This is a genomic window from Tenacibaculum sp. M1.3A (assembly GCF_057732375.1).
The window spans coordinates 22,233-35,082 of the sequence record NZ_JBYJEF010000003.1 but is presented as its reverse complement, the minus strand read 5'-3'; the positions used below and the strand labels follow the sequence as shown (position 1 = coordinate 35,082).

Genomic DNA, 12,850 nt, shown 5'->3' with positions numbered 1-12,850 from the left:
AATATAAAATATGAACACAGTTAAACAAGCACATGAAAAAGAACTTTTTGGGCAACCAGTAGGTTTGTATATTTTATTTTTAACAGAAATGTGGGAGCGCTTTTCTTACTATGGTATGAGAGCGTTATTAGTTTTGTATATGACAACATCATCTATGGGGGATGATCCTAGAGGAGCAGGTTTAGGATGGACAAGTAAAGAAGCACTTGCTCTTTACGGATGGTATACTATGCTTGTTTATGTAATGTCAATTCCAGGAGGAATGATAGCGGATAAAATATTAGGCCAAAAAAAATCGGTTTTATTAGGAGCAATTATATTATGTATAGGGCATGGGGTTTTAATTTTAACTGATCCTTGGGCTTTTTATACAGGATTAGGTCTCGTTATTTTAGGAGTAGGTTTATTAAAGCCTAATATTTCTACAATGGTAGGTGGATTATACAAAGAAGGAGACATTAGAAGGGATAAAGGATTTTCTATTTTTTATATAGGGATAAACTTAGGTTCTCTTTTAGCAACAATGGTAATAGGTTTAGTGGTCGCTAAATGGGGATGGCATGCTGGTTTTGGTTTAGCAGGTATCGTGATGGTTTTAGGATTAATAAATTATATATACGGGCAAAAATACTTAACGGAAGTTGGTAATTTCGTACCAAGTGAAAATGATGAAAACTCAATTTCATACGGGCAATTGTATTCTAAATTATTTAGTTCACCTAAACAATTGCTTTTTACAGGGTTGTTATTAGTTGCGTCGTTTTTAGGATGGTATAAATTAGGTTGGGGCTATGGATTGTTATTTATGTTTTTAACCGCAATAACTGCATTGTTAATGATGATTTACAAAGAGTTAGATACACAGGTGTTTAAAGACCGCTTTTTAGTTCTTTTATTATCTTTTATAATGGTTATTATCTTTTGGGGAGCATTCGAGCAAGCTGGAGGTTTAATGAATTTATATACAGAAACCAATACTGATAGAAATTTATTTGGATGGTTAATTCCAACAGTAATGTTTCAGAGTTTAAATGCAGGATTTATTATTTTATTTGCAACCGGTGTTGCAAGTTTTTGGGCTAAAAGAAAGTTGAAAGGAAAAGAAGCTTCTTCTTTATTAAAAATGGCTTTAGGTATTATTATAATGGGGTTTGGTTTTCTTTTTATGGTATTTGCTGCAATGCAATTTGAAGAATCAGGAACTTCTAGTATGGTTTGGTTAGTATTAGCATACTTATTTCATACGATAGGTGAATTATGTATTTCACCAGTAGCTTTATCATTCATTACAAAATTAGCGCCAGTAAAATACGCAGCTTTAATGATGGGAGTTTATTTTGCTGCCACAGGTCTAGGTAACAAAGTAGCTGGTATTATAGGTGAGTCTGCATCTGAGTTTGGTGAGTTAACTATATTTTCAGGGATTTTAATTTTTACAGTAATAATAGGATTATTGTTTATAGTAATGTTAAAACCTCTAAAGCGTTTAACACATGGAGCAGAAGAAAGAGAAAGAGATTTAAGTAGTGAGCAAACTGAAGGCTTCGAATTAGCGGAAAATAACTAAAAAAGAACTTGTAAAAGCATTGTAATAATTATTGTTACAATGCTTTTTATTTTTATTAAAATTTATATTTTAAACATGAGTACAGATATTGAAAATCTATTTAAAGACAAAGTATTAGGGCATCCAGCAGGGTTATTTGTGCTGTTTTTTACTGAAATGTGGGAACGCTTCTCGTATTACGGAATGCGTGCATTATTAGTTTTATTTTTAATTAGTTCTATAACAGATGGTGGTTTTGGATGGGCAAAAGCAGAAGCCTTATCATTATACGGAACTTATACAATGGGGGTTTATTTAACTCCTGTTTTTGGTGGACTTATAGCCGATAAACTTTTAGGTTACAGGTGGGCTGTAATTATTGGAGCTTTAATCATGACGCTAGGTCATGGAGCAATGGCTTTCGAAACACCAATGATGTTATATGTTGGTTTAGCTTGTTTAATGATTGGTAATGGTTTATTCAAACCTAATATGACATCAATTATATCTAATATGTATAAAGATCATGAAGGTAAAAAAGATGGAGCTTATTCTATTTTTTATATGGGAGTAAACGCAGGTGCATTTTTAGGAATCATGTTATGTGGTTATATTGGAGAAAACTATTCTTGGTCTTTAGGTTTTGGTTTAGCAGGTATTTTTATGTTTATTGGAATGTTACAATTCTACTTTACACAAAATATTTTTGGTAATATCGGTCTTTCACCAAAACAATTAAAAGAGATTACTTTAGAGGAGATAGGAAAGGATGGCGATCAAGATTTAGTAGAGAAAAATACTGAAGAAAAAACACCTCAGAGAGTTGTAATTGATAGATTAATAGCAGTAGGAGTATTTTGTATTTTTACTGTGTTTTTCTGGGCGGCTTTTGAACAGGCTGGTGGTTCTATGACAATTTTTGCAGGAGAATATACTCAAAGAAATTTAACTGGAACTTATGGTACTATTTTTAAATATGTTGATGCTTTACTAACAATTTTACCATTGGGTATTATTACATATGTATTGTATTTATTATTCAAAAAAACATTCGCAAAATATGCATTAGGTAACATTGTTTTATCTTTAAGTTTTATTGTGATATGGGGTATTGTAGGTTGGAAAATTCAAAGAGATTTTTCTCAAGAAAGTGTTGAGGTACCTGCAACTTGGTTTGGTATTTTAAATTCTTTGTTTATTATAACGTTAGCACCATTCTTTTCTAAGTGGTGGGAAAGTAAATACAATATGTCTGGACCTTTAAAATTCGGATTAGGATTATTATTACTAGGTTTAGGTTTTGGGTTTTTATCAATGGGGTCTCAAAGTATTGTAGCAGGAGAACCTATCGTTAAAGTAAGTATGTTTTGGTTAATTGCAGCTTATTTATTCCACACTATGGGTGAGTTATGTATTTCACCTGTAAGTTTATCATATATTAGTAAGTTAGTACCAGCAAAATGGATTGGCTTTATGTTTGGTGTTTATTATTTATTTATAGCAATGGGTAATAAATTAGCCGGTACTGTAGGTAGTTATATTGAAGATATTGAAAAGGCATATTCTATCTCTGGTTTTTTCTTAATTTTTACAATTATACCAATTGTAGCAGGTTTAATTATCGCAGGTTTAAATCCTTTAATGAAAAAGCTAATGCACGGAGTAAAATAATTTTTACAAACGTTAAAATATATATAAAGCCTATCAAGAATAAAAACTTGATAGGTTTTTTTGTAAATTTGGAATACTTATTGAGACCTAAGAAGCATGAAGAAATTAATTTTAATAGCCGTATTCGCATTTATTTCAGTTGGTGTAAAAGCACAGCAAGAAGTTAATTGGTTAACTTTTGAAGAAGCGATAGAGAAGAATAAAGAAACACCAAAGCCAATTTTAGTCGATTTATATACAGACTGGTGTGGTTGGTGTAAAAAAATGGATAAAACTACCTACAAAAACGATGTAATTGTAAAGTTTATAAATGATAACTTTTATGCCGTAAAAATGGATGGTGAAGGTAAGGAAGATATCAGTTTTAAAGGAAAAACATATAAGTTTGTTCAGCAAGGAAGAAGTAAATATCATGAATTGGCTGCAACAATTATGAAAGGACAAATGAGTTATCCTTCTACCGCTTTTTTTAGCGCAGAAGAACAATTAATTCAAACAGTTCCTGGATATTTAGATGAAAAGAAATTCGAAATGGTTTTAGCTTACTTTGCAAAAGATAATTATAAGAATACGAAGTGGGCAAAGTTCTCAAAGAACTTTAAAGGCTCAATCTAAACAATAACAGTTCGTCACTACGAGGAACCATGTAATCTGCTTACAGTTATTTTAATATATAAGCTCCGTTTTGTCCTGTGTGATGAAACGGAATTTTTTGCTTTTTACAAGTAAATTGCCATCTGTCTATATAACTGCTGTAATTACTGCCATCAGCAATTATTTGTATTGGTTTTAAGTTGTTTATGAGTCTAGTTAAATTAATTTTGGGAGAATTTTGTAGTAGTACAATAGGGTTTTTAATGGTAATATTGTAAACACCTAAACTATCAACTATTAAAATATCATCAGAATTAAACTTAAAATAATTAAGTGTTTTATTGATAGAGTAACTGTTTATATTCTCATTTATCCGATAATCTATAATTGCTTTATCATTAATTACTTTAAGACTATCTAGGTTGTGAAAAATATGTAATTGTTTTCCGTTTCTTATGCCTACCAGGTTTTTTCTGCTTTTATTAAAAACTATAATTTCTTGTTTTTGTTCTCGGTTCTTTTTTTCGAAAATATAAACAGTTTGTAGCATAACTATGGATGCTAGTAAAAATAATAATTGTGTTGTTTTTTTGATAATAATGAATTGATACGCAAATACGATTATAATATACCAACCAATCATTTCGTAAAAAGACATCGATATTTCTTGCCATAGAAACCCTTCTTGATTCGAAACCCAATCGACTACTTTATTCATTAAAGAAATAACGAACCCGTAAATATCAACAAAAATCTGCGGAAGTAAATTTAACAACGCAAGCAGTATTACTAAGATTCCGCCAATTAAAATTCCACCTAAAAACGGAATAATTAATATGTTTGTTAGTATAAAAAGTCCAGGAAACTGATGAAAATAATACAAGCTAATTGGTAATATTCCTACTTGAGCGGCAACAGAAACTGTAAGTAAACTCCAAATTTTATCGAGCAACCAAATTTTAGGTTTCCATAATTTATAGAGTAGGGGTTGTACCCAAATAATTCCGAAAACAGCGAGGTAACTCAACTGAAATCCTACATCAAACAAAAATAAAGGTTTGATTAATAATAAGAAAAACATCGAACTGATTAACGAATATTCTACGATTCTTTTCTTTTTAAAAGAGGCACCAACAGCAATAAAAGTAAACATAGTAACTGCTCTAACAACAGAAGCCGATAAGCCTGCGATAAAAGCAAACATCCATAGTAAAATAACGATTAGAAGAGCTTTTAGGATTACGCCATGATTTAATCGTTCTAAAGGTTTAAATAACGATGATAATACGAGTAAGATAATTCCGATATGCAAACCTGAAATTGCTAAAATATGAACGGCACCGGCATTGATATAGCTTTCCAAAAGGTTTTTAGAAATGTCTTGTCGTTGTCCTAATAACAGGGCATTAATCACCGAAAGTTCATCTTTGTTAAAAGAGTGTTTTTTTAAAGAAGTTTGAACCTTATTTCTGAATTGAGCTGATAATCCATAAATAGAAACAGTTCCTTTTTCTAACCTTTTGTATTCTTTTTTTAGGATAAAAACTTGTTGATAGATGTATTGCTTTGCTAAATAATCTTTGTAATTAAATTGATGTGGGTTTAAAGGATCAGCTAAGTTTTTAAACTCTGATTTCAAAAAGATACGATCATCAACATTTAAAACTCTTGCTATGCTGTCTTTTTTTAGGTTTAATAAAATAGTTCCGCTTGTTATTTTAGTATCAACCTGAATTACATTAGCAATAAATTTATGATTATAATTTCCTGATTTTAGAACTTTATGAATTTTTACAATTACTCCTGAGTTGTCATTAATATGACGTTGATAGTAGTTATCATTATTTTTAGGATTGTGTATGAATGAAGTAGAAACTCCAATAACTACAAAAAACAAAAGTGTAACAAAAGAAAATAATTTACGGTTGTTATTTCTCTTTAATAGATATAATAGAAGTAAAAAAAAGAAAATAAAAACAATTAAAAAGTTGAAATCAAAACTCCATAAGTTCGTGTAAAACTGTAAAACAATTCCGATTATTAAACAGCTTAAAAAATGGAAAGGAGAATATTGTAACAACTTTTTCATAACTCATTAAAGTTAATGAAAAATAATTAGTTAGATTTAAGATACCTTTTCACACTTTTTTTACATTTCATTTTCAGTAACTTAGAGATGCAAGTGTATATTTGTGGTATAGCATCTTAAAATAGTAGATTATGAAAACAAGAATAACCGTTGCCGCAATTTTAGTAATGATAATAAGTTTTGTTGTTCTCGGATTTGTAAACAAAAAGGAAACAAAAAAAGGAATTACTTCAGTAGCATCTGCAGATGCAATTTCTACAGGTTTTGAAAATACTATTTTAAAATCAGCACCTGTAAGAAAACTGACATACTATGTAAGAGGGGCGAATAACAAAACAATAACAGAAGGTGAATTAAGTAACGTAAAAACGTTAAAAGTAGTATTTGAACACTATCCTACTAGTTGGATTGAAGAATACGTATTCATAGAAATTACTCGAGTAACGAACAACAAAGAGATTAAAGAAGTATGCAAGAGTATTGTTTTAGATCTAAAACAACAAGCACTTTTTAGAAACGCTAAAGTTGGAGATGATTTACGAGTTAAAATTGTTTATAAGACTAAAAACGCAGCAAATAATTCTTTAAATACAAGTGAGATAAAAAAGATTTTAACTGTTGTTCCAGATGTTTCGGCTCGTTTTAAAGGAGCAGAAAACGCTTTAGAATCTTATTTAACAAACAATAGTTCTACAGAAATTAAGAATTGGAAGTTTAATCCAACACAAAGTGCTACTGCTACTTTTATGATTGATGAAAATGGAGACGCAATTAATGTAAATATTGTAGAATCTTCAGGTATTATATCAATTGATAAAGCAATAGAACAATTACTATAGCAAATGCCCAAATGGATACCTGCAAAAAATAGTGTTGGAAAATCAGTACAACAAAATTTTGAATTAACAATTGGTGATACTGGTTGTTAATTGGGATATATTTAACTTGTTCTGATATCTTACAAACCAAAAAAGCAACCTAAATAAGGTTGCTTTTTTAATATATTTAAAAAGGTATTATGCTATTTCAACAAATAAACCTTCGTCAGTTTTTTCAACTTTAGCTAATTTGTTTTTAGTTAAACCTTTAATAGTTTTGTCCCATTTCTTATTAGATAAACCAGATTGTGTTTTTAAATCATTTAAAGCAATCTTTTCAGCTTTTTCAATCAAAGCCAACACTGCTTTTTCATCGTCGTTTAATTCAACAGAAGGCGCTTTTTTCTCAGGTCTCATTTGAGGGAAAAATAACACTTCTTGTATCGATGCATTGTTAGTTAAATACATAATCAAACGGTCCATACCAATTCCTAAACCAGACGTAGGAGGCATTCCGTATTCTAGAGCACGTAAAAAATCATGATCTATAAACTCGGTAGCTTCATCATCACCACGTTCAGCTAATTTAAGTTGCGCTTCAAAACGCTCACGTTGATCAATTGGGTCGTTTAATTCAGAATATGCATTGGCAATTTCTTTACCACAAACCATTAACTCAAAACGCTCTGTTAATTCAGGATTATCTCTGTGTTCTTTACATAAAGGTGACATTTCCTTCGGATAATCAGTAATAAAAGTAGGCTGAATGTAATTTCCTTCACATTTTTCACCAAACATTTCATCAATTAATTTTCCTTTACCCATGGTTTCATCAACCTCAATTCCCATTTCTCTAGCAGCTTCAAAAAGCTCACTTTCAGATTTACCGATAATATCAAAACCAGTAAAATGTTTTATAGAATCTGCCATGGTAACTCTTGCATACGGCGCTTTAAAATCAACCTTATGTTCTCCAAAAGTTGTTTCTGTTGTTCCGTTTACAGCAATTGCACAATGTTCTAATAACTTCTCTGTAAAATCCATCATCCAGTTGTAGTCTTTGTAGGCTACATAAATTTCCATCGCTGTAAATTCAGGGTTATGAGTTCTATCCATTCCTTCATTTCTAAAGTTTTTAGAAAACTCATACACACCATCAAAACCACCAACAATTAACCTTTTAAGATATAATTCGTTAGCAATACGCATATATAAAGGTACATCTAAAGCATTGTGATGTGTCATAAATGGTCTTGCAGAAGCACCACCAGCAATTGGTTGTAAAATCGGAGTTTCAACTTCAAAATAACCAGCATCGTTAAAAAAGTTACGCATAGCGGTAAATAACTTCGTACGCTTTACGAAAACTTCTTTTACATGTGGATTTACCACTAAATCGGCATAACGCTGACGGTAACGCATCTCAGGATCTGTAAATCCGTCAAATGTATTTCCTTCGGCATCCACCTTTGGTAAAGGTAATGGTTTTAAAGATTTACTTAATAATTTAAACCCTTTTACCATTACTGTTTTTTCACCAACTTGAGTCGTGAATAATTCACCCTCAATACCAATGAAATCACCAATGTCTAATAATTTTTTATATACTTCGTTGTATAAAGTTTTGTCATCTCCGGCACAAATTTCGTCGCGATTAAAATAAACCTGTATACGTCCTTCACTATCTTGTAATTCGGCAAACGATGCTTTTCCTTGAATACGACGACTCATTAATCTACCAGCAATTACCACTTTTTTTCCTTCTTCAAACTCGTTTTTAATAACTTTCGAATTAGAATCTAATGGAAATAAATCAGCAGGGTACGGATTAATACCTAATTCACGTAGTTTTCCTAACTTTTCTCTACGTACAACTTCTTGTTCTGATAATTGCATGGGTTGTTTTTTATAATTTTTAATGAATCCGCAAAGATACAATCAATTGCAGAATTAAACAACGCTAAACAAATTCGTGTTTTTTGTAAAAAAATCAAAAAAGTTTGGTAGAGTGAAAAAAGGTTGTATATTTGCAGGCTGCTTTTTTTTAAAGGTAGCATTTAGTTGTGTTGTTAGGCACTTTAAATAGTGTCATGGTTTTGTTAACCAATGGAAAGCTTCCCTGAGATGGGTTGCTTTTTTTTTGCCCTAAATTTAAGGTTTCACTTTTTTTATGAAGCTATTTCCCGCTTTCCGCACTCGCTCTCTGCGAGGAGCTCAAACAAATGCTACAATCGGGGCTAGGTATATTTATTAAGTATAAAGCATTATATAAATGAGCTTTTATATTCCCAAAGTGTCGTAAAAAACAAGATAAAATAAATAAAAGCTATTGAGAATTTAATAGAAGCAGAGGTAAGAAAACCTAATAAAGCACCGAAGGAAGCTTTAATAGCTCTGTTGGTATCTTTGCTATCAAAAAGTAACTCGCCAATAAGTGCACCGAAAAAAGCACCAATTATAATTCCGAAAGGAATAGGAGACAGCAATCCTATAATAAGTCCGATCGTTGTACCGTACACTCCGTATTTAGTTCCTCCAAAGCGTTTTGTTCCCATAGCGGGAATAAAATAATCAAGAATAAAAATTATGATAGCAATCGCTAAGGTAATTCCAAGGAAAGTCCAGTTTTGCGGAACAGCGTTTGTTAAATGTAATAATAACAAGCCAATCCAACTTGTAATTGGCCCTGGCAGAATAGGCAGGAAAGAACCGATAATTCCTAAACACACAAAACAGAAGCCGAGAATGGCTAGAAATATATCCATAATTTAATTTTTTTCATTGTCTCTAAATTAATACTAATTCAGCTTGTGTTAATTTAAACTTTTTTTTCATCCCATCATAATATGCTATTTAGCCAATTTTACATTTTTATTTATAGACGTTTTTAAAATGTCAGTTCGAGTGGTTTTATAAAGTGATAACGGTATAAAATTGTATAGAGAACAAGCATGCGAAGTAAAAATCATATTCTCGATACAAATTTGACTCATTCCAATCGTAAAATTCACTTGAATTGACAGCGTTTTATAATAATGCATAATGAGTACGAAGTAAAAATCATATTCTCGATACAAATTTGACTCATTCCAATCGTGAAACTCACCTGAATTGACAGCGTTTTATCATAATGCACAATGTGAGTCATTTATTATGAAAGTTCATTATAGAATAAATATAGGCATTGGTTATTGTTTAAAAAAACAGGAGGCTGTTTTTTTAAACAAACCCTTACTTACACACTATAAGACGAATACAATAATTGTTTGTTACATTTACTTATAACTAAAAAATTAGTTTAAACTAATTTTTTAGTTATATTTGAAAAGTTAAACGTGGTAAAATGAAAATAATAGGGCAGCATAATATAGTTTTCTTAATGATTTTTTTAACAAGTTTTTGTTTTTCACAACAAAGAGCTGCTAATATCGATGTGCCGAAAATTAAAAACCCAAGGTATTTAAAATCAACAGGGCCTACAATATATATAGATCAAACACATCAAAATTTTCATCAAAAAGAAGGGAGGTTTAAACCTTTTACTGATTTATTAACTGCCGATGGTTATAAAGTAGATAGTATCATCAATTTAAAAAAATTAAAGAGTAATGATATGCTAGTAATTGCAAATCCTGTTCATCAAAAAAATGTTAGGAATTGGAGAAAGCCAATTCACAGCGCATTTACTAAAACGGAAATTGCCTTTATAAAAAATTGGGTTAAAAAAGGAGGTAGCTTATTATTAATTGCAGATCACATGCCTTTTGCCGGAGCAGCAAACAATTTAGCAAATGCTTTTGGTTTTAATTTTTGCGATGGTTTTGCTTATTTACAAAAAGAAGAAAGAAACTTACCTGATGTTTTTTCGGAAGATAACGAGCGTTTGATCAGCTCAGAAATTACAAACGGAATTTTAGGTGAAAAAATAAATGCGATAACAACTTTTACAGGCTCGGCTTTTACAATTCCGAATACAGCAAACGGAATTTTAAAATTTAAAAAAGATGATTATTGTTTAGCGCCAGCAATTGCTTGGCAGTTTAATGATGAAACTCCAAGACACGATTTAAGAGACAAATACCAAGGAGCAATTTTAACACACGGAAAAGGAAAAATAGCAGTTTTTGGAGAAGCAGCAATGTTTACGGCTCAGACAATAACAAATAATACGGGGACTTATAAGTTTGGATTCCATGCAGAAAGTGCACCCAATAATGTAGAATTTATCAGAAACTTAGTGTTCTGGTTAAGTAAAAAATAACAGATGAAACAATTAACAAAAGCAGAAGAACAGATAATGCAAGTTTTATGGCAATTGCAAGAAGCATCCGTAAAAAGTGTGATAGAAGAATTACCAGAGCCAAAACCGGCATACAATACGGTTTCTACAATTATCAGAATTTTAGAAACCAAAGAATTTGTAGGGCATAAAACGAAAGGTAGAGGTTATGTGTATTATCCGTTAATAGAAAAATCGTCATACAGTAACCAAAGTTTACATAAGTTAATGGACGGTTATTTTGGAGGATCATTTAAAAGTATGGTGTCGTTTTTTATGAAAGAAAACGAAATGAACATTAACGAGCTTGAAAGCATTTTAAAAGAAGCTAATAAAAACAAAAAGCCATGATAAACTATATAATTCAAGTCATCTTATTTCAAACATTGTTTGTTGCCGTTTATGATTTCTTTTTAAGTAAAGAAACTTTTTTCACTAAAAACAGGTGGTATTTATTAAGCACGTCGGTTATTTCATTTTTATTACCGCTTTTTAAAATACCAACCATACAAAAAGTAGTTCCGTTAGAATACACCATTTTATTACCCGAAGTAGTTTTGTCCCCACAAAGTGTATTAGAAAAAGCAGTTTGGTATCAATCTATAAATTATTTAGATGTTTTATTTGTAGCGGGGAGTTTACTGTTTTTAGCCATTTTTATTATAAAACTACAGCGAATAGTTCGTTTGATTTTTAAATACGGAAGTGAAAATAAACAGACATATAAGTTAGTTTTGTTGCCTAAAAACGCCAAAGCATTTTCATTTTTTAACTATATATTTTTAGGAAAAGGAATTCCGGCTGCGAAACAAGAAAAGATAATTGAACACGAGTTAGTACATAGTACACAAAAACACACCTTCGATTTATTGTTTTTTGAGTTTTTAAGAATATTCATGTGGTTTAATCCGATGGTGTATGTGTATCAAAACCGTATATCGTTGGTACACGAATATATTTCAGACGATGTAGTAACGAAATCAACTGAAAAAGAAAATTACATCAACAATTTATTATCTGATATTTTTCAGGTAGAAAATATCTCATTCGTAAATCAATTTTACAAACATTCACTAATTAAAAAAAGAGTTATTATGATGACAAAAGAAAAATCAAAACAAGTAAAGCAGTTAAAGTATTCATTATTAATACCGTTATTGGCAAGTATGGTGTTGTATACAGCATGTAGTGATAGTGAAGAGGTTTCTGTAGAATCTAAGTTAGAAAAAAGAAAAGTATATACGGATTTAGAAAAAGAGCCAAGTATAGCACCAGAAGAAACTTATATGGATGTTTATTTTGGAGGTAAAGGAATTAGTACAAAAGAATTAACAATTAAAGATCTTACTGTTAAAGAAAAAGAAGAATATCTAGAGTTAAAAAATAAACTAGAATCAAAAAACCCACCGTTAAGTCTCAAAATTCATGAGGGTTTTAATAATAGAAAAATGATTGTTTTTGATATTGTTGAGATACAAATAGTAGAAGAAACTAAAGAATACGGCGAAGACGTTCCGTTTTCAATCATAGAAAAAGCACCAACTTTTCCTGGTTGTGAAGAAGGAGATAAAAGTTGTTTGAATAAAAGCATGATGAAATTTGTAAGAGAAAATTTTGATGTCAAATTAGCAAATACTTTAGGATTGAAATCAGGGAAAAAAAGAATTTATGTACAGTTTAAAATAGATAAAGATGGTAGCATTACAGATGTAAAAGCAAGAGCACCACATCCGAAGTTAAAAGAAGCTGCAATGGAAATGATTAAGAAGTTACCACAAATGAAGCCAGGAGAACAAAGAGGTGAAAAAGTAAGAGTTGGTTATACATTACCAATAACATTTGTGATAGAATAA

10 protein-coding genes are annotated in these 12,850 nt (G+C 30.7%); 7 read left to right on the top strand and 3 right to left on the bottom strand.

Annotated elements, in window-relative coordinates:
• Window positions 1-10 precede the first annotated feature (10 nt).
• The 3 genes from AC28QF_RS05460 to AC28QF_RS05450 all read left to right on the top strand — a co-directional run bounded on the left by AC28QF_RS05460 (window position 11) and on the right by AC28QF_RS05450 (window position 3,832).
• Window positions 11-1,567: a peptide MFS transporter gene (locus AC28QF_RS05460; protein WP_488201206.1), complete on the top strand. Its 1,557-nt coding sequence runs from the start codon at window positions 11-13 to the stop codon at window positions 1,565-1,567.
• A 75-nt stretch (window positions 1,568-1,642) separates the two neighbouring features.
• Window positions 1,643-3,217 (top strand): peptide MFS transporter, encoded by a 1,575-nt coding sequence (locus AC28QF_RS05455; RefSeq protein WP_488201207.1) that lies wholly within the window; start codon window positions 1,643-1,645, stop codon window positions 3,215-3,217.
• A 96-nt stretch (window positions 3,218-3,313) separates the two neighbouring features.
• A complete protein-coding gene (locus tag AC28QF_RS05450; protein ID WP_488201208.1) occupies window positions 3,314-3,832 on the top strand; it encodes a thioredoxin family protein in 519 nt (172 codons plus the stop codon).
• Between the two features lie 46 nt (window positions 3,833-3,878).
• On the opposite strand, the gene AC28QF_RS05445 is transcribed toward AC28QF_RS05450, so the two are convergent.
• A complete protein-coding gene (locus tag AC28QF_RS05445) occupies window positions 3,879-5,900 on the bottom strand; it encodes a ComEC/Rec2 family competence protein (RefSeq protein WP_488201209.1) in 2,022 nt (673 codons plus the stop codon).
• Window positions 5,901-6,031: 131 nt separating this feature from the next.
• On the opposite strand from AC28QF_RS05445, the gene AC28QF_RS05440 reads away from it, so the two are divergent.
• Window positions 6,032-6,739 carry a hypothetical protein gene (locus AC28QF_RS05440; RefSeq protein ID WP_488201210.1) on the top strand — a complete coding sequence of 236 codons (708 nt, stop codon included), beginning with the start codon at window positions 6,032-6,034 and terminating at the stop codon, window positions 6,737-6,739.
• A gap of 177 nt (window positions 6,740-6,916) precedes the next feature.
• Here AC28QF_RS05440 and lysS read toward each other — a convergent pair whose 3' ends face one another.
• Both lysS and AC28QF_RS05430 read right to left on the bottom strand, forming a co-directional pair.
• Window positions 6,917-8,614 (bottom strand): lysine--tRNA ligase, encoded by a 1,698-nt coding sequence (lysS, locus tag AC28QF_RS05435; protein WP_488201211.1) that lies wholly within the window; start codon window positions 8,612-8,614, stop codon window positions 6,917-6,919.
• A gap of 368 nt (window positions 8,615-8,982) precedes the next feature.
• The gene (locus AC28QF_RS05430; RefSeq protein ID WP_488201212.1) at window positions 8,983-9,483 is read right to left on the bottom strand and encodes a DUF456 domain-containing protein; all 501 of its coding nucleotides are present in this window, start codon (window positions 9,481-9,483) and stop codon (window positions 8,983-8,985) included.
• 578 nt (window positions 9,484-10,061) lie between these two features.
• On the opposite strand from AC28QF_RS05430, the gene AC28QF_RS05425 reads away from it, so the two are divergent.
• From AC28QF_RS05425 to AC28QF_RS05415, 3 genes are read left to right on the top strand one after another with little or no spacing between them, the layout of a single operon-like run.
• On the top strand, window positions 10,062-10,979 hold the full coding sequence (locus AC28QF_RS05425) for a hypothetical protein (protein ID WP_488201213.1): 918 nt from the start codon (window positions 10,062-10,064) through the stop codon (window positions 10,977-10,979).
• A 3-nt stretch (window positions 10,980-10,982) separates the two neighbouring features.
• Complete coding sequence (locus tag AC28QF_RS05420; protein ID WP_488201214.1) at window positions 10,983-11,348, top strand: BlaI/MecI/CopY family transcriptional regulator; 366 nt, start codon at window positions 10,983-10,985, stop codon at window positions 11,346-11,348.
• The gene (locus AC28QF_RS05415; protein WP_488201215.1) at window positions 11,345-12,850 is read left to right on the top strand and encodes an energy transducer TonB; all 1,506 of its coding nucleotides are present in this window, start codon (window positions 11,345-11,347) and stop codon (window positions 12,848-12,850) included. Before AC28QF_RS05420 ends, AC28QF_RS05415 begins: the two co-directional genes overlap by 4 nt.

Bases quoted from the DNA above. Each gene is read 5' to 3' on its own strand.
- AC28QF_RS05460 (WP_488201206.1), top strand. From the start codon at position 11: ATGAACACAGTTAAACAAGCACATGAAAAAGAACTTTTTGGGCAACCA.
- AC28QF_RS05455 (WP_488201207.1), top strand. From the start codon at position 1,643: ATGAGTACAGATATTGAAAATCTATTTAAAGACAAAGTATTAGGGCAT.
- AC28QF_RS05450 (WP_488201208.1), top strand. From the start codon at position 3,314: ATGAAGAAATTAATTTTAATAGCCGTATTCGCATTTATTTCAGTTGGT.
- AC28QF_RS05445 (WP_488201209.1), bottom strand. From the start codon at position 5,900: ATGAAAAAGTTGTTACAATATTCTCCTTTCCATTTTTTAAGCTGTTTA.
- AC28QF_RS05440 (WP_488201210.1), top strand. From the start codon at position 6,032: ATGAAAACAAGAATAACCGTTGCCGCAATTTTAGTAATGATAATAAGT.
- lysS (WP_488201211.1), bottom strand. From the start codon at position 8,614: ATGCAATTATCAGAACAAGAAGTTGTACGTAGAGAAAAGTTAGGAAAA.
- AC28QF_RS05430 (WP_488201212.1), bottom strand. From the start codon at position 9,483: ATGGATATATTTCTAGCCATTCTCGGCTTCTGTTTTGTGTGTTTAGGA.
- AC28QF_RS05425 (WP_488201213.1), top strand. From the start codon at position 10,062: ATGAAAATAATAGGGCAGCATAATATAGTTTTCTTAATGATTTTTTTA.
- AC28QF_RS05420 (WP_488201214.1), top strand. From the start codon at position 10,983: ATGAAACAATTAACAAAAGCAGAAGAACAGATAATGCAAGTTTTATGG.
- AC28QF_RS05415 (WP_488201215.1), top strand. From the start codon at position 11,345: ATGATAAACTATATAATTCAAGTCATCTTATTTCAAACATTGTTTGTT.